This is a genomic window from Acinetobacter sp. ABJ_C1_1 (genome assembly GCF_044684115.1).
GTDB classification, from domain to species: domain Bacteria; phylum Pseudomonadota; class Gammaproteobacteria; order Pseudomonadales; family Moraxellaceae; genus Acinetobacter; species Acinetobacter nosocomialis_A.
In genome coordinates this window covers 593,904-611,372 of record NZ_JBITPU010000001.1, presented here as the reverse complement: position 1 = coordinate 611,372, position 17,469 = coordinate 593,904, and the positions used below count along the sequence as shown (strand labels likewise).

Sequence of the window (17,469 nt, the reverse complement as noted above, 5' to 3'; positions counted from 1 at the left end):
ATGGTGGATTTTGCAGAACATCGTAAAGCGTTACTCTGCAATGATGCACAATCCATTGCTGACTATGAGTCAGCAATGGGCGAAGCGGTAAAAGCCGTTTCAGCATGGTTGCAAAATGAAAAAATGTACACAGGCGGTAGCATTAAAGAATTGCGTTCAGCAATTTCTTTCCAACCTTCAAAAGAGGGTATGGGTGTACAAGAATCACTTCAACGTATGATTGAGCTTTTCTTAAATAAAAGCTTGAAAGTACACCATCCTCATTCATTAGCGCATTTACACTGCCCAACTATGGTGATGAGCCAGATTGCGGAAGTGTTAATCAATGCAACTAACCAGTCTATGGACTCATGGGATCAAAGCCCGGCAGGTTCATTAATGGAAGTTCAGTTGATTGATTGGTTGCGTCAAAAAGTAGGTTATGGTTCTGGTCAGGCTGGTGTTTTCACTTCTGGCGGTACTCAATCTAACTTGATGGGTGTATTGCTTGCTCGTGACTGGTGCATCTCGAAAAACTGGAAAGACGAAAATGGTAATCCATGGTCTGTACAGCGTGATGGTATTCCAGCTGAGGCAATGAAAAACGTCAAAGTTATTTGTTCTGAAAATGCGCATTTCTCTGTGCAAAAGAACATGGCAATGATGGGCATGGGCTTCCAGTCAGTTGTGACTGTTCCTGTGAATGAAAATGCACAGATGGATGTTGATGCTCTCGAAAAAACGATGGCACATCTTCAAGCTGAAGGTAAAGTTGTTGCTTGTGTTGTTGCAACAGCAGGTACAACCGATGCTGGTGCAATTGATCCATTGAAAAAAATTCGTGAAATCACAACGAAATATGGTTCATGGATGCACATCGATGCTGCATGGGGCGGTGCACTGATCTTGTCAAATGACTATCGTGCAATGCTTGATGGTATTGAGTTGTCTGACTCGATCACTCTCGATTTCCATAAGCATTATTTCCAAAGCATTAGCTGTGGCGCGTTCTTGTTGAAAGATGAAGCGAACTATCGTTTCATGCACTACGAAGCTGAATACTTGAACTCTGCTTATGACGAAGAACATGGTGTACCAAACCTTGTATCTAAGTCATTACAAACGACTCGTCGTTTTGATGCATTGAAATTGTGGATGACCATTGAATCACTAGGTGAAGACTTATATGGTTCAATGATTGACCATGGTGTAAAACTGACTCGTGAAGTTGCAGATTACATCAAGGCAACTGAAGGTTTAGAGCTTTTAGTTGAACCACAATTTGCTTCGGTATTGTTCCGCGTTGTGCCAGAAGGCTACCCAGTTGAGTTTATCGATAGCTTGAACCAAAACGTAGCAGACGAATTGTTTGCACGTGGTGAAGCAAATATCGGTGTAACAAAAGTGGGTAATGTACAGTCATTGAAGATGACAACATTAAGCCCTGTTGTAACATTCGAAAATGTTAAAAACCTTTTAGGTCAAGTATTGGCTGAAGCTGACCGCATTAAAGATGCAATTGCTTCTGGTAACTATGTACCACCAATCGACTAATTAAGTTGATAACAAAAAAAAGCTCGGTTTATTGCCGGGCTTTTTTATTACATATTATTTTTATTAAAAGTGTGCATCACAACAGAAGGAAATGCACAAAACATGCATATTTTCAAAAAACATAAATAATTATGCATGATTTATGGGGAGCAAATTTCTTATTGTATTGGTATGTTCCCGATATTTTGGGTCGCATTGATATATCAATATCGTACTCACTTTAAATAATCCCGCTTTAACTGAAAAAAGTAAGTGGCTGTAATTACAATTAAGACAAGGAAGAAGAAATGCAACAAGCGAATATGCTCAATGAATTTAAACTCATTATTGGCGGTCAACTTTGTTCAGGTGAACAAGGTGAACTAGAAATTCTTAACCCCACTACTGGCCTAACTGCTGCACGTTGTGCAAAAGCATCGGTTGCACAGGTAAATCAGGCAGTGAGTGCAGCTAAACAGGCATCTAAAGCTTGGCAACAAGTTTCACACGAAGAGCGTAAATCAATCTTAAACAAGATTGCAGATGGCATTGAAAAGCACGCTGAAATGCTTGCAGAGTTGGTTGTGCTTGAACAAGGTAAACCACTCGCACTGGCGCAAATGGAAGTGCAGGGTGCAATTGGTTGGACGCGTTATGCGGCTGCTATGGATTTACCTGTAGAAGTCATTGAAGACAGTGAAACTAAGCGTATTGAGCGCCATCGCCAACCATTAGGTGTAGTGGCTTCAATTACGCCATGGAACTGGCCACTCATGATTGCGGTTTGGCATATCATGCCTGCTTTACGTGCAGGTAACGTTGTCATTAGTAAACCTTCTGAATACACACCATTATCGACTTTACGTTTATGTGAAATCATTCAGCAAGAAGTTCCTGCTGGTGTAATTTCGATTGTGGTTGGTGCTGGTGAGATTGGTGAAGCATTATCTTCTCATCCAGATGTACAAAAAGTTGTGTTTACGGGATCAACTCGAACAGGTCAGCACATTATGGCTGGCGCAGCTCAGCAGCTAAAACACTTAACTTTAGAGTTGGGTGGTAATGATGCTGGTATTGTATTGCCAGATGCAAATATCGATGAAATTGCAGCCAAGATTTTTAATATGGCGTTCTTAAACGCTGGTCAAACATGTGCAGCTTTAAAGCGTCTATACGTGCATGAAAGCCAATATGAGGCTTTATCTCAAAAGTTAGCTGATATTGCCAACGCTCAAGTGGTAGGGGATGGTATGGCGTCTTCTACAACATTTGGTCCAGTACAAAACCAAATGCAATATAACAAGGTAAAAGCTCTGATTACTGAAGCGATTGGACAAGGTGCAAAAGCACTGTCTGGACAACAACAAGTTCCAGAGCAGGGTTACTTTATTGCGCCAACAATTCTGACTGAAGTGTCTGACTCTTGCCGCGTGGTACAAGAAGAGCAATTTGGTCCAGTGTTGCCTGTTTTAAAGTATACCGATATCAACGATGCAATTGCCCGTGCCAATGACAGCGAGTTTGGTTTAGGTGGATCAATCTGGTCTTCTGATATTAAAGCTGCTCAAACTTATGCTACACAGCTTCAATGCGGCACTGTTTGGATTAATACACATGCAGAAGTGCTGCCTCATGCACCTTTTGGTGGCTGGAAAATGTCTGGTTTAGGTGCTGAATTTGGCTTGGAAGGTTTGCTTGAAAATACAATTGGGCAAACAGTTCATATTAGTAAAGTCTAAATATTAACTTTAAGGCGGATCTAGTATCCGCCTTTTTATTTTCACCTTTATGAGTGAAAAGCTGAGCTGTTTATTGGGAGTGATGATAGCTCATGCTTTTAGGTTTGATTAAAAAGTGATTCTGTTCTTTAATTTTTTTAAGAACAATGTAAGACTTTATGTGCCCTATAAAATTATAAGAAAGCAATCTTTCAGTCACAAATTGAGAAAGCTGTTCTAAATTTTCAGCAACGACTTTTAAAATAAAATCCGCATCGCCACTAATTGAAAACGCATCTTGAATGTTGTCTTCAGCTTCAATGAGTTCTTGAAAAGCCTGTTGTGATTTTGCCTCATGTGTCCTTAAATTAATGTGAATCATTGCTGTAACTTCTAGCCCTAGCGCCTGTTGTTGAATGCGCGCCGTGTAACCGAGAATCACACCTTTTTGCTCGAGCAATTGACGTCGTCTTGAACATTGCGAAGCAGATAAACCGATTAAATCTCCAATTTCCTGATTGGTGAGTCGTCCATTCTTTTGTAGTGCCTGAATGATTTGCCAGTCGAACTTATCCATTGCATAAAATCCTTTTATGATACACAAATCATGTATTTTTATTAAAATGCGTTTTCATTATGCACGAAATCTAAAAGATAGATGAAATATTATTTTTCTATGGAATAAAAATTGGTCTCAAAGGATATAGAGCAATGTTCATAGAAATTGGTGAATTTTTAAATCTTCGTCTAAAACAAATGGGTATCCAACATCTTTTTGGTGTACCTGGTGATTTTAACCTCTCATATCTAGAACAAGTTGAAGCAGACCCACAACTCGAATTTATTGGAAATTGTAATGAATTAAATGCTGCCTATGCAGCAGATGGTTATGCACGAATTAACGGTTTTTCTGCCTTGGCAACCACTTATGGTGTAGGTGACTTAAGTGCGATTAATGGTATTGCAGGTGCCTATGCAGAAAATGTGCCTCTTATTCATATCTCAGGTATTCCACCTTTACATGCAGTTCAAAAGGGCACTCTCATACACCATACGTTAGTTGATGGTAACTACGACAACATTATGAACTGTATGAAAGAGTTCACTGTTGCCCAAACTCGTTTAACTCCAGCAAATGCAGCCTTTGAAATTGACCGTGTGTTACGTCAGTGTTTCCTTGAGCGTCGTCCTGTACACATTCAACTACCAGGCGATATTACTCACGTTAAAATTGAAGTATCTGAGCGTCCGCTCGACCTAAGTTATCCAGCTGTTGAACCTGAATTATTACAAAGTGTGGTAAGCAAACTTTGTGACATTATTGAGAATGCTCAAAGCCCAGCACTTCTTATTGATAATGAAGCTTCGGTTTTTGGTGTAACGTCGCTTTTAAATGATCTATCTCAAAAATGCTCAATCCCATTTGCAGGTATGAATACTGCAAAAAATATTATGGATGAAGGCTCGCCTCGTTATATCGGGACTTATGTAGGTGGGGCAAGCCAACCGCATGTAAAAAATATCATTGAGCAATCTGACTGTCTAATTGGTATTGGTGCACGCTTTACCGATGTTGGCTCAGCTGTATTTACTCATCAAATTGAGACCAAGAATTACATCGAAATTAAATCTTATGGTCTGAACATTTTCGGGCAAGATTTTCCGGGTATTGAAATTGGCCAGTTACTTGTTGAGCTAAATAAAAAAGTTGCACCACGTAAATCGTCAACCCCTCTTCTTGAAAAACAACCTCAGAAAGTAGTTGAAGCACCAGCTCAACAAAAGCTAAGCCAAGATGTGCTTTGGAATTATATTTCAGGGTTCTTAAAAGAAGATGATGTGATTATTGGTGAAGTAGGAACATCAAACTCTGCTTTGTCAGGTATAAAGCTTCCAGCGACAGCTAAATATATTGCTCAGCCGCTTTGGGGCTCTATTGGTTATACCTTGCCGGCTTTGCTTGGTAGTTTGTTAGCTGCTCCTGAACGCCGCCAAATTTTGTTTATTGGTGATGGTTCTTTCCAGCTTACGGTACAAGAGCTTTCTACAATTATCCGTCATGGTTTAAAACCAATTATTTTCTTGCTGAACAATGGCGGTTACACCATTGAGCGCCTAATTATGGGTGAAACTGCTGCCTATAACGATGTACAAAACTGGAAATACACTGAAATTCCAGCGGTATTTAACGGTAAGAAAGGCCATACAACTTATGTAGTTGAAACCGCAGGGCAGCTAAAGAGCGTTTTAGACAACGTTCAGCAAAATGACCAGTTAACTTTTATTGAATTAAAACTACCGGCAATGGATGCGCCAGTAAGTTTGAAAAAATTTGCTTCCGTGATTGCACGTTTTGACTACGGCGATCGTGGCTACGAAATTTTAAAGGAGCGTTCCCAACCGATTAAATGTAAGGATGCAAGCTCGTTTTAAATAGAAGACAGGACAAGTCTTCTCAAAATTAAATGGACTCATATTAAAGCAACTTATGTCCGAAGGTCGGTTTCTGATCTTCGGATGTAGTGCTGAATAAAGGTGTACAGGAAGTGACACCAACATTGGAGATAATGTTATGGATGCAAACAATAAGCACGAGTTAAAACAAGGCTTATCCAACCGGCATATTCAACTCATCGCACTCGGAGGGGCGATCGGAACAGGGTTATTCTTAGGTCTTTCTCAAACAATTAAATTGGCTGGTCCTTCAATTTTATTAGGATATGCAATTGCAGGGGTGATTGCCTTTTTAATTATGCGTCATTTGGGCGAAATGGTTGTTGAAGAACCGGTAAGTGGTTCTTTTAGTTATTTTGCGAACAAGTATTGGGGCAAAATGGCTGGTTTTATGTCTGGCTGGAACTATTGGGTGTTGTATGTGCTGGTGAGCATGGCCGAACTGAGTGCAATTGGTACTTTTATTCAGTTTTGGTGGCCTGAAATTCCGACATGGATGACTGCATTATTTTTCTTTATTTTAATTAACGGCATTAACTTGGTAAATGTCCGCTTTTTTGGGGAATCCGAGTTCTTATTTTCCTGCATTAAAATTGTTGCGATTTTAAGTATGATTGGCTTCGGTGCTTATCTTTTACTTTCAGGCTCAGCAGGTCCGCAAGCGGGTGTTGCAAATTTATGGCAACACGGTGGTTTCTTTCCGCATGGTATTCATGGCTTTATTATGGCCTTGGCTGTCATTATGTTCGCATTTGGTGGCTTAGAGCTTATTGGTATTGCTGCGGCAGAAACCAAGAAACCAGAAACAACAATTCCAAAAGCAGTGAACCAGATTGTGTACCGCATCCTGATTTTTTATATCGGTGCAATCGGTATTCTTTTATGCCTTTACCCTTGGAATATGGTGGCAGAAGGTGGTAGCCCATTTGTCATGATTTTCCAGTCACTCAATAGTAATGGCGTAGCAAACGTTCTGAACTTTGTGGTCCTAATTGCTGCTATTTCGGTTTATAACAGTTGTATTTATTGTAATAGCCGTATGTTACATGGTTTGGCAGAGCAGGGTAATGCTCCGGCAATTTTGAAAAAAGTAAACAGCCGTGGTATTCCAGTTCCAGCAGCAGTTGTTTCTGCCTCAATCACAGCAGTATGTGTGGTGGTGAACTATTTAATCCCTGGTCAAGCTTTTCAGCTCTTTATGATGTTGGTTGTGGCTGCACTTGTTATTAACTGGCTTATGATTTCAGTCACGCATTTGAAATTTACCAAAGCAATGAAATTACAACGTCGCCAAACTAAGTTCCAAAGCATTATGAGTCCATGGAGTAATTATTTAACGATTAGCTTTGTATGTTTCATTCTCATTATTATGGCAATGACGCCAGATATGAGGCTGGCTGTAATTTTAGGCCCAATCTGGCTTGCTGTGTTAGCCATCATGTATTTCTTCAAGTATCGTAAAAAAATGGTCCCAATGCCAGAAGTACAATCAAACTAATACGCTAAATTGACAGTGATATTGCGGTTATCTGACAAAGAGCAGGTAACCGTTTATCTTTTTGTCATAATATTTTCATGTTAGAACGAAATAATTTTTTAAAAATAAATATGACATGTAAAAATTTGAGAAATATGTCAATAAATTAACTTTGTAATATCAATTTATTAAATTCTTTAAGCTTTTATAATTTAAGAATAATTGTAATTTTATCAATTTGGGTGATTGTCATATTTAATATAAAATTGAGGTAACACAACCCTTATAAAATAAGATTAAATGATTGATATAAAATAGATTTAGAAATGTGACAATGAACATTATAAAAATCATGAAAGCGTCATAATACTGTAACTTATTTGTCATATTTTCTATTCACAATGCAGCTATCGAAGAGCGTACAAGCACTCAACAAAAAGTGACGTACAACCTATTGCATTAATGAGAGAGAACAGAATGCGCTTAAATCCACGTCAAATCGCAATTGCGTTAGCAGTAACTGGGGCCGCTGTAACAACGACTGCAAATGCAGCTCGTGATACGATTCAAATTGCTGGTTCTTCAACTGTATTACCGTTTGCCAGTGTTGTAGCTGAAGAGTTTGGTAATACATTCCCTCAATTTAAAACTCCTGTTGTAGGTTCTGGTGGTTCTTCTGCTGGTTTAAAACAATTTTGTCAAGGCGTTGGTGACAACACGATCGACGTTGCAAACGCTTCTCGTAAAATTAAAACTACAGAAATTGAAGCTTGTAACAAAGCTGGCGTAAAACAAATTCAAGAAATCAAAATCGGTTATGACGGTATCGTATTTGCGTCTAGCTCACACAAAGCAGCTTATAAATTAAAACCTTACCATGTGTTTGCTGCTTTAGCTGCACAGTTACCTTCAAAAGGTAAATTGGTTCCAAACCCTTATACAAACTGGAACCAAATTGACAAATCACTTCCTAACGAACCTATTACGCTTGTAATTCCTGCGTCTAACCACGGTACGCGTGAAGTTTTCCAAGAAAAAATGGTTGATGCTGGTTGTGAATCATACGAATACTTCAAAAACCTAGATAAAGATGCTCAGAAGAAAGCTTGTTCGACTTTCCGTAAAGACGGCCGTGTAATTGAAATTGCTGGCGACTATACAGAAACTCTAGCTCGCTTAAAAACTTCTCCAAGTGCAGTCGGTGTATTTGGTTTAAGTTTCTATGACATGAACCGTGACAAGTTACGTGTAGCATCAGTAAACAACATTCTTCCTTCTGAGAAAACTGTGTTAAATGGTACATACCCTGTATCTCGCCCATTATTCTTCTATGTGAAAGGCGAACACTTAAAATCAGTTAAAGGTTTACCACAGTATGTAGAATACTTCCTAAGCAAAAAAGCGACTGGTAAAGGTTCTAAAGCTGAGCGTGACGGTTTAATCGCGATGTCTGACGCAGAGCGCGCTAAAGTCTTGGCTGACTTTAAAGCAGGTAAAACTGTTAAATAAATTGTTTTGAATAGGGGCTGGTGATCCCAAGTGATCATCAGCCTTTTTGTCTAACACGTTTTTCCCAAATTATGACAATTGAGAAAACAGTGGAGAATACATGAATCTGCTACTTATCGGTGTGTTGTTAGCCCTTGTGGCAATTGCATATCAACTTGGGCTGAGAAAAAGCCGTAACCTAGCAGGTAAGGGAAGCAACTCGGCGACATTACATTCTCGTCCTGGTTATTATGGCGCACTGGTTGGACTTTGGTGCGGTATCCCTGCTTTTTTAATTTTGATGATTTGGAACTTAGTTGAACCAAATATTTTAAATCATATTATCTTTAATAATGTTCCAGCTTCTGTGTCAGCTTCTCTTGATGAAGCAGCAAGAAGTGTACTTGTTGATCGAGTTCAAGCGATTGCTTCTGGTTTTGGGGTAAGTGATCATCCGGCAGCTTATGAGTTAGCTGCTGCTCAGCAATATGCAAAATTTCAAACGATTGGCTCTTTTGCCAAATTTGCCGTTGTTGTATGTGCTGCATTATTAGGTTTAGTCTGGGCAAAGAAAAAAATCAGCCAAGAATATCGTGCACGTAACCAAGTTGAACGTGCCATTAATGTTGGTTTGATCTTGTGTTCTGGTGTAGCAATTTTGACCACAATCGGCATCGTAATGTCGATGTTTGGTGAAGCAATGCGCTTCTTCCATTTTGTAAGTCCAATTGACTTTTTCTTTGGTACAGAATGGAACCCTGGCTTTAGTACTTCAGGTAATGCTGAAGGTAGTTATGGGTTATTACCATTGCTATGGGGCACGCTCATGGTCAGTGGTATTGCTTTATTGGTTGCTGTACCTGTTGGCTTAATGATTGCCATTTATTTAGCTGAATATGCTTCACCATGGTTACGTTCATGGGCAAAACCAACGATTGAAGTTTTAGCGGGTATTCCAACAATTGTTTATGGTGTTTTTGCCATGATGATTATTGGTCCATTCTTTAAAGCTGTAGGTGCCCATATTGGTATTGAAATTAACGCAACCAGTGCACTTACTGCCGGTTTCGTAATGGGAATTATGATTATCCCATTCGTTTCATCTTTATCTGATGACATTATTACTCAAGTTCCTCGTGCACTTCGTGATGGGTCACTCGGACTTGGCGCAACCAAATCAGAAACAATTCGCCAAGTGGTTTTACCAGCCGCTTTACCGGGTATTACGGGGGCATTTTTATTGGCTGTATCGCGTGCCGTGGGGGAAACCATGATTGTGGTTTTGGCAGCGGGGAACAGCCCACTTCTACATGCAAATCCGTTTGAAGCTGTTTCGACAGTGACCGTAACCATCGTAAAACAGTTAACTGGCGATACCGATTTTGCAAGCCCACAGGCCTTGGTGGCATTTGCATTGGGTTTAACACTCTTTGTAATCACCTTGGGACTAAACATTGTTGCACTGTACATTGTGCGTAAATACCGTGAGCAATACGAATGAGTACATCAAATACATCGTCTCCTATGGATCAGAACGTATTTGATCCACAAGCTGCTGCTCAAGCACGTGATCGCCGTAAAAAGGTGATTGAAAAGTCATTGGCTAAACGTCACCGCAAAGAAAAAGCTTTCCGTTTTGCTGGTTTATCGGCAGTGGTTATTGGTCTTGCATTCGTAGCGCTATTGTTTGGTAGTATTTTGGCAAAAGGTTTACCTGCTTTTTGGCAAACCAGTATGAATGTACCAGTTTACTTCGATCCTAAAGTGATTGATGCCGGTCCATTGCCAGCACGTACTCAAGGTGAAACACCTGCGCATTACCAAGAACGTTATGTAGCTTGGCAAACAAAAATGGGTATGGTGGATTGGGATAGCCTGATCGTAAATGGTATGGTCGCTAAAGATCCTTCACTTGAGTCACAACGTGATTCTTTACGTAGCCTTTACGCAAGCTCTGAAGCTTATCGTTTGCGTGACATGGTATTTGCTGACCCATCGCTGATTGGTAAAAAAGAGAACCTTACTTTCTTGGGTGATGCTAACGTAGATGTATGGTTAAAAGGCAACATTGACCGCTCATTACCAGATGACCAGCAACAGCTTGATCCGGAAATCCGTAAGCTTGCAGATGATTTGAAAGCAAAAGGTATTCTCGAAAATACGTTTAATACCAACTTATTTAAAAATCCGGACTCTCGTAGTTCACCAGCAATTAGTGGTCTTGCAGGTGCATTCATGGGCTCGTTATTTATGATGCTGATTGTGATCATTATTTCGATTCCAATTGGTGTGGCGAGTGCTATTTATCTGGAAGAGTTTGCTCCAAAGAATGTCCTGACAGACATTATTGAAGTCAACATTAATAACCTTGCAGCTGTTCCTTCAATTGTGTTCGGTTTACTTGGTGCAGCCATTTTTATTGGTTGGATGCATTTACCATTATCGGCTCCATTTGTCGGTGGTTTGGTATTAAGTTTAATGACATTACCAACAGTCATTATTACAACCCGTGCGTCTTTAAAAGCTGTTCCACCATCAATTCGACAAGCTGCACTTGGTTTAGGTGCTTCTAAAGTACAAACCGTTTTCCATCATGTTTTACCTTTGGCGATGCCGGGCATCATGACAGGTTCAATTATTGGTGTGGCACATGCGCTTGGTGAAACTGCACCGTTACTTTTAATCGGAATGAGTGCATTCGTTGCAAGTATTCCAACCACTCCATTTGATCAAGCAACTGCTTTACCTGTTCAAGTTTACTTATGGCAGGGTAATGAGTTGCGTAACTTCTTCGAAGGCCGTACTGCTGCTGCGATTATCGTACTTCTTGCATTAATGATTGGTTTAAACAGCCTTGCAATTTGGTTACGTAAAAAGTTCGAAGTGCGTTGGTAATAGAGGATAAATAATGAATACTATTGATATTACGAATTCCTTAGAAAAGGATAAGTTAGTGAATACTGAACAATCTCAATTTACAGATAAGCCGCTGAATCATGGCACTTCATATGTTTCGCATTTTGAACCACAAACTTCAAAAAAGCAGAACTCAACAGAAATCAAAATTAGTGCACAAGATGCCCATGTTTACTATGGTGACTTTGAAGCGATTAAAGGCATTGATTTAGATATCTATCAAAATGAAGTGATTGCATTCATTGGACCATCAGGTTGTGGTAAATCAACTTTTCTACGTACTCTAAACCGTATGAATGACACGATTGATGGCTGTCGTGTAACAGGTAAGATCACTTTAGATAATAAAAATATCTATGATCCAAATCTGGATGTTGTATTGCTACGTGCTCAGGTGGGTATGGTATTCCAAAAGCCAAACCCGTTTCCTAAGTCTATTTTTGATAACGTTGCATATGGACCAAAGCTACATGGTTTAGCACGTGACAAATATGACCTAGAAGAAATTGTTGAAAATAGCTTGCGTAAAGCGGGCTTATGGGAAGAAGTGAAAGACCGTTTGAATCAGCCGGGTACTGGTTTATCTGGTGGTCAGCAACAACGTTTATGTATTGCACGTACGATTGCGGTAAGTCCTGAAGTCATTCTGATGGATGAACCATGTTCTGCACTTGACCCGATTGCAACAGCAAAAGTGGAAGAGCTTATTTCAGAACTTTCTGATCAATATACGATTGTGATTGTAACGCACTCAATGCAACAAGCAGCACGTGTTTCAGACCGTACAGCTTACTTCCATTTAGGTGATCTAATTGAAGTAAACTCTACAGAAAAAGTATTCACGCAACCTGACCATCAATTGACAGAAGCGTACATTACTGGCCGTTTCGGTTAATTTCTAGCTGTAAAAGAAAAAGAGCCTTGTGCTCTTTTTTTTATTTAATAAATGAAAATGAATCTATTTTGCAAAATCGCTATTGAATTTTAATTAAAAGAACCACATCTTAAGGCTATAAAGACAAACTTATGAGCATAGAATTTTATGTTATTCCATTTGCCTAAACTCCCTGCGGAAATACGTGTTAGTCATTTAAATGCACGTGTAAATGAACAGAGAAAAAAAATTGCACAAACCACAGCAAGCCGTTTAGAGCTTTTACAATTGGCTCAACAACTTGCGAAAGAAGCTAAAATCCGCCGTAAGAACAATCAGAAAATTTTTGTTTTAGATTTTAAAGGTGACATTCAAGCATCTGCGGTTGAAAACCTTCGTGAAGAAATCACTCTTATTTTAGCTACAGCTAAAGCTGGACGTGACCGCGTAGTGGTACGTCTTGAAAGTCCGGGTGGTATGGTTCATGGTTATGGACTAGCAGCAGCTCAATTAGTTCGTTTGCGTGATGCAGGTTTTCATTTAACGATTTGTGTCGACAAAGTCGCTGCAAGTGGTGGCTATATGATGGCTTGTATTGCAAATGAAATTATTTCTGCACCATTTGCTGTTGTTGGTTCGATTGGTGTCGTTGCTCAGGTTCCAAATTTCAATCGTCTTTTAAAAGAGCATAACGTTGACTTCGAACTTTATACAGCTGGGCAATATAAGCGTACTGTGACTATGTTCGGTGAAAATACGCCTGAAGGTAAAGCGAAGTTTGAAGAAGAGCTACAACAAACACATATCTTGTTTAAGCACTTTGTAGAGAAGTACCGTCCACAGCTTAATGTAGACAAGGTTGCTACAGGTGAGCATTGGTATGGACAAGATGCGCTTGATTTAAACCTTGTAGATAAACTAGAAACTTCTGATGAGTATCTATTAGCGTTGTTACCTCAGCATGATGTCTATGTGATTAACACACGTAAAAAGGCAACTTTGGGTGAAAAGTTAGGTCTACAAGCGGCCCAAATGGCAGATAGTTTGATTCCGGCGGTAATGAATAAAGTTGTAGATACATTGGCAAAAGCGAATTCAACTTTAGTGCAAATGCGCGATACGAAGTTTTAATTAAGATATATTTTTAACGAAAGAGTACCTTTATAGGTGCTCTTTTTTTATGTGAGTGATTAAATCTATTTGATTAATATTTGTTTAAGTTTCAATTGCCAAAGTTGTGGTTATTTTTAAATTTTTGAGTTTTGTAATGTCAAAGACATGGACGCATATTGATATTCTTATAAGAGTCTTGCACATCATTATTATGGTTGCGTTTGTTGGAGCTTATTTTACAGGGGACAATGAGGACTTACATCAGGTGCATATGATGTTTGGTTATATCCTCCTGATAAGCATTACCACACGAGTTATCTGGCATTTTTTAAGTCCACGTATTTCAAATACTGCGCCATTTGGCATAAAGAAGCGGAGCAGTATGGCATTCAACGCAATTAAAAAGCCGTTTAGTCATGCAAATTCAGTAAGTATTTTTTCGAAAAATTCAATTCAATTGATCAGTATTGGGTTATTTCAAGCTTCGATTGTATTTATTTTCATACTCATTCCTGTTGTTGTAGCACTTGGATATGGAACAGAGCACTTTACTTATTCTTTGAGAGACTTACATTCATTTTTCGCAAACTTATTTTTAGCTTTGGTTATATTGCATCTTTCAACGCTTATTTTAAATAGCATTCTTGCTAAACGCTTTCAGGGCTGGACTATGTTTAAAATGACATTAGCAGATAAAAAAATAACTAAATTTATGACATTATTGGTGTTAGTTCTTGTCGGAGCTTTTAGCTTTGTTTATTTAAGAATGTAATATATAAGGTGCATATAAATCCTGTTTGAAGTTATATTTTTTAATGAGAATTCAAAAAATATTGTTGATAAATATACTTATTGAATTGTGATAGATAAGTGATTTTGATATTTTAGGCAACAATAAAATAGCTTTTAGATGTTTCATTTAAAAAGTTACACATTTAAAAATATAACTGAAATTCAGGATAGGAAATAATGACAAGAATAATTGTGGCATCCAAAGAGGGTTTGGACGTTCTGCAAGATGGTCAGCTCAATAAAGTAATTTTAAACCAGCCTACTATTATTCAAATTGGTGTAAGTCAAAAAGATATTGCATCGATGGAAAAACAGGGTGGACGCCTAGTCCTCCATTTAAAAAATGGAGAGACCATTGTCTTAGAAAATTTCTTTAATGAAGCAACGAATACAATAGAGCATTCACTTGTTTTTCCAACAGAACAAGGGAAGTTTGTTGAAGCACAATTCGATGCCCAAGGCAAAGTGATCGATTATAAAGGCTTAAATCACGTTACAGATTTGGGCTATGCCAGTACGAGTTCAACAGCTGCAACTATGGCAGTTGATGGTGATCCAAGTTTTTCGATGGGTAATGTACTCAAAGCAGGTCTAGCAGTTCTAGCTGTGGAAGGATTATATCTTTGGGCTTTTAAGAAAGATGATAAGGATGACTCAGCAAGTGCACCTGATTTAATCGCACCTGCTGCTCCTACCGCTACGCTTACTGATGATACCGTGACAGTGACTGGTAAAACTGAAGCAAATGCAAAAATCTACCTTAAAGATGCTGCAGGCAATACAGTCGCATCGGGTGTTGCAGATGCAAGTGGTAACTACACGATTAAATTAGATAAGCCTCTAGTGAATGGGGACAAATTAAATGTTATTGCCCAAGATGCGGCTGGAAATAGCTCTAAAGCTACGGTTGTAACAGGTACAAAAGATACAATACCTCCAGATACTCCACAGGCTCAATTGAGCGATGATGGTTCATTATTGACTGGTAAAGCAGAGGCAAATGCAAAAATTACAGTTTATGATGCCACTGGCAAAGTACTAGGTTCTGTTTTTGCAAATAAAGATGGTATTTATTCTTTAAAACTTACTCCGCCATTAACTAGTGAGGCGGGCGGTAAAGTTGTTGCCGAAGATGCTGCAGGTAATAAATCTGAAGAAGTTAAGATTATTGCGGGTAAAGACACCGTGCCACCAGCTTCTCCTTTTGTTGAAGTCAACAAAGAAGGGGCGGTAATTCATGGTAAAACTGAAGCCAATGCAAAAGTTCAAATCAAAGATGCCGATGGCAATGTCATTGGATCTGGCATGGCGGATGCCCAAGGTGACTTTCAAATTACGCTTTCACCTGCTTTAAAAGAGTCTCAAAAAGGCACCGTAGTTGTTGAAGATGCAGCTGGTAATACGTCTAAGCCTGTCGAAATTAAGCCAGGTTTTGACTCGATTGCACCGGATAAACCAACGGCTCAAATTAATGCAGATGGTACTTCAGTAACTGGTACAGCGGAAGCCAATGCCAAAATTGAAATTAAAGATGCAACTGGTAAAGTAATTGGTACTGGAACAGCAGATGCAAATGGAAAATTTACCATTACTATTTCGCCAGCATTGACTGACAATAACCACGGTGCTGTTTCAGCGATTGATAGTGCAGGAAATAGATCTGAAAGTCTGGATATTGTGGGTACAAAAGATACTATACCTCCGACCAAACCTATCTTAAACAGTGTAGAAGATGATGTAGGTGACATCAAAGGCGCTATTGCGGCAGGTTCGGAAACTGATGATGCTAGGCCAAAACTTACGGGTTCAGGTGAAGCAAATGCGACACTTACGATTTATGATAATGGTGTTGCAATTGGGGTGGTGACTGTAACGGCTGGTAGATCTTGGTCATTTACTTTTGATAAAGACTTAACTCTTGGTAAGCACAGCATTACTTTAACTCAAACCGATGCAGCAGGGCTGACCAGTGAAGCAAGCTCTCCATTTACCTTTTATGTGGTTGCACCGAAGGTCGCGAGTCTGGCCGATGCTTCAGTCAATACTTTAAGTACAGAAGCACCATCTTTGGCAGATAGTGTTGGGTTACATACTTTAAAGGTTGCACAAAATACGACAACTGAGTCTGCTAGTCAGCAGAAAACTGTTCCTGTAGATGATTTGCTAAAAAGCTCTTCTTTAAACGAATCAGATCCTGTCTCAAAACTTCTATCATCGACAGCATTAAAAACGGCTCAGACTCCTGAGCAAAATGATGTAAATACTTCAATTGATCAGACAACAAATCTTGATCATCTTTTGCCAAATACGACTTCTTCACCGTTGCAAAATATTTTAGAGCAAACCTATCCGGTTGTTTAACAGGCCATTTGATAAAAAATAAAAAGCGCTCAATGAGCGCTTTTTATTTACGGTTTATTGTCTAATTTGGGGGCTGTTACCAAGGCGAAAAGCCCATAGAGGATTGCGCCAATTGTGGCGAGTAACATGTCTTTATGTGCATCCCACATATCACCTTGTTGCCCATTATAGTTTTCTGCTTGTTCAGGTGATAACCCAACTGCGATTGCCCATTCAATGAGTTCATAAAAGACACTTGATGCCATCACGAATTGGACTACAAGTAAGAATAAAGAAAAAGGACGTGCAGTGGGTAACCATACTTGGAATACACGATAAATAAGAGGGTAGAGCAAAACACCATAGGCAAGATGAACTAAACGATCATACATATTACGAGACCAGCCCATATATTGATCTAGGTTGAAATGAAAGATGTGTTGAATCCAGTCATTGTATGGAACGTATGAGTAGAGATAGTGAGCACCAATAATATGGATTAATAAAAACAGTAGATAAAAAGTAAAACTTAAGAAATCGAGCCCAATTTTTTTGAAAATAATAAAAAGCAGAATCACCATAAAAACAGTGCCAGCTTGATGAAGTAAATAAGCCTCAAACTCAAGTGGTTGAATACCTGAAATGATAATGGCAATAAAAAGCAGGCCAAGCGCAATATAGTGTTTAACTTTAAATTCTTTTTCGATCATTTTATAAATAAGTCTTTGTTCTGATTTATATGAGTGTAATAAAAAAGCGAAGCCTAAGCTTCGCTTTTTATAACT

13 protein-coding genes are annotated in these 17,469 nt (G+C 39.0%); 11 read left to right on the top strand and 2 right to left on the bottom strand.

What is annotated here, in order from left to right:
- Both ACG59Z_RS02965 and ACG59Z_RS02960 read left to right on the top strand, forming a co-directional pair.
- On the top strand, positions 1-1,533 hold the full coding sequence (locus tag ACG59Z_RS02965) for an aspartate aminotransferase family protein (protein WP_346788974.1): 1,533 nt from the start codon (positions 1-3) through the stop codon (positions 1,531-1,533).
- A gap of 287 nt (positions 1,534-1,820) precedes the next feature.
- On the top strand, positions 1,821-3,251 hold the full coding sequence (locus ACG59Z_RS02960; protein ID WP_400197901.1) for an aldehyde dehydrogenase family protein: 1,431 nt from the start codon (positions 1,821-1,823) through the stop codon (positions 3,249-3,251).
- Between the two features lie 70 nt (positions 3,252-3,321).
- Here the strand turns inward: ACG59Z_RS02960 and ACG59Z_RS02955 are convergent, their stop codons facing one another.
- Positions 3,322-3,807: an Lrp/AsnC family transcriptional regulator gene (locus ACG59Z_RS02955; protein ID WP_000357090.1), complete on the bottom strand. Its 486-nt coding sequence runs from the start codon at positions 3,805-3,807 to the stop codon at positions 3,322-3,324.
- A gap of 134 nt (positions 3,808-3,941) precedes the next feature.
- Between ACG59Z_RS02955 and ACG59Z_RS02950 the strand changes: the two genes are divergently transcribed.
- From ACG59Z_RS02950 to blp2, 9 genes are all read left to right on the top strand, one after another.
- Positions 3,942-5,663, top strand: a complete 1,722-nt coding sequence (locus ACG59Z_RS02950) for an alpha-keto acid decarboxylase family protein (protein WP_396478345.1) — start codon at positions 3,942-3,944, stop codon at positions 5,661-5,663.
- 139 nt (positions 5,664-5,802) lie between these two features.
- Positions 5,803-7,182, top strand: coding sequence for an amino acid permease (locus ACG59Z_RS02945; RefSeq protein ID WP_368568111.1), 1,380 nt, complete (start codon positions 5,803-5,805; stop codon positions 7,180-7,182).
- 456 nt (positions 7,183-7,638) lie between these two features.
- Positions 7,639-8,670, top strand: coding sequence for a substrate-binding domain-containing protein (locus ACG59Z_RS02940; RefSeq protein ID WP_400197900.1), 1,032 nt, complete (start codon positions 7,639-7,641; stop codon positions 8,668-8,670).
- 100 nt (positions 8,671-8,770) lie between these two features.
- Entirely contained in the window at positions 8,771-10,150 is a 1,380-nt protein-coding gene (pstC, locus tag ACG59Z_RS02935; RefSeq protein ID WP_002052700.1) for a phosphate ABC transporter permease subunit PstC, read from the top strand.
- The gene (pstA, locus tag ACG59Z_RS02930) at positions 10,147-11,544 is read left to right on the top strand and encodes a phosphate ABC transporter permease PstA (protein WP_077169543.1); all 1,398 of its coding nucleotides are present in this window, start codon (positions 10,147-10,149) and stop codon (positions 11,542-11,544) included. The genes pstC and pstA overlap by 4 nt, the downstream gene beginning before the upstream one ends.
- A 13-nt stretch (positions 11,545-11,557) precedes the next feature.
- On the top strand, positions 11,558-12,460 hold the full coding sequence (gene pstB / locus ACG59Z_RS02925) for a phosphate ABC transporter ATP-binding protein PstB (protein WP_004700130.1): 903 nt from the start codon (positions 11,558-11,560) through the stop codon (positions 12,458-12,460).
- A 147-nt stretch (positions 12,461-12,607) separates the two neighbouring features.
- Positions 12,608-13,570 carry a protease SohB gene (sohB, locus tag ACG59Z_RS02920; protein ID WP_400197899.1) on the top strand — a complete coding sequence of 321 codons (963 nt, stop codon included), beginning with the start codon at positions 12,608-12,610 and terminating at the stop codon, positions 13,568-13,570.
- A gap of 136 nt (positions 13,571-13,706) precedes the next feature.
- Positions 13,707-14,324 (top strand): cytochrome b/b6 domain-containing protein, encoded by a 618-nt coding sequence (locus tag ACG59Z_RS02915; protein ID WP_400197898.1) that lies wholly within the window; start codon positions 13,707-13,709, stop codon positions 14,322-14,324.
- Positions 14,325-14,521: 197 nt separating this feature from the next.
- Positions 14,522-16,705, top strand: a complete 2,184-nt coding sequence (blp2, locus tag ACG59Z_RS02910) for an Ig-like repeat protein Blp2 (RefSeq protein ID WP_400197897.1) — start codon at positions 14,522-14,524, stop codon at positions 16,703-16,705.
- 47 nt (positions 16,706-16,752) lie between these two features.
- Here blp2 and ACG59Z_RS02905 read toward each other — a convergent pair whose 3' ends face one another.
- On the bottom strand, positions 16,753-17,394 hold the full coding sequence (locus ACG59Z_RS02905) for a DUF2238 domain-containing protein (RefSeq protein WP_400197896.1): 642 nt from the start codon (positions 17,392-17,394) through the stop codon (positions 16,753-16,755).
- Positions 17,395-17,469 lie beyond the last annotated feature (75 nt).

Excerpts from the sequence above, each read along its gene's own strand:
- pstB (WP_004700130.1), top strand. The coding sequence starts at position 11,558 with ATGAATACTATTGATATTACGAATTCCTTAGAAAAGGATAAGTTAGTG.
- ACG59Z_RS02950 (WP_396478345.1), top strand. The coding sequence starts at position 3,942 with ATGTTCATAGAAATTGGTGAATTTTTAAATCTTCGTCTAAAACAAATG.
- ACG59Z_RS02945 (WP_368568111.1), top strand. The coding sequence starts at position 5,803 with ATGGATGCAAACAATAAGCACGAGTTAAAACAAGGCTTATCCAACCGG.
- ACG59Z_RS02940 (WP_400197900.1), top strand. The coding sequence starts at position 7,639 with ATGCGCTTAAATCCACGTCAAATCGCAATTGCGTTAGCAGTAACTGGG.
- pstC (WP_002052700.1), top strand. The coding sequence starts at position 8,771 with ATGAATCTGCTACTTATCGGTGTGTTGTTAGCCCTTGTGGCAATTGCA.
- ACG59Z_RS02955 (WP_000357090.1), bottom strand. The coding sequence starts at position 3,807 with ATGGATAAGTTCGACTGGCAAATCATTCAGGCACTACAAAAGAATGGA.
- pstA (WP_077169543.1), top strand. The coding sequence starts at position 10,147 with ATGAGTACATCAAATACATCGTCTCCTATGGATCAGAACGTATTTGAT.
- ACG59Z_RS02960 (WP_400197901.1), top strand. The coding sequence starts at position 1,821 with ATGCAACAAGCGAATATGCTCAATGAATTTAAACTCATTATTGGCGGT.
- ACG59Z_RS02965 (WP_346788974.1), top strand. The coding sequence starts at position 1 with ATGGTGGATTTTGCAGAACATCGTAAAGCGTTACTCTGCAATGATGCA.
- ACG59Z_RS02905 (WP_400197896.1), bottom strand. The coding sequence starts at position 17,394 with ATGATCGAAAAAGAATTTAAAGTTAAACACTATATTGCGCTTGGCCTG.
- sohB (WP_400197899.1), top strand. The coding sequence starts at position 12,608 with ATGTTATTCCATTTGCCTAAACTCCCTGCGGAAATACGTGTTAGTCAT.
- ACG59Z_RS02915 (WP_400197898.1), top strand. The coding sequence starts at position 13,707 with ATGTCAAAGACATGGACGCATATTGATATTCTTATAAGAGTCTTGCAC.
- blp2 (WP_400197897.1), top strand. The coding sequence starts at position 14,522 with ATGACAAGAATAATTGTGGCATCCAAAGAGGGTTTGGACGTTCTGCAA.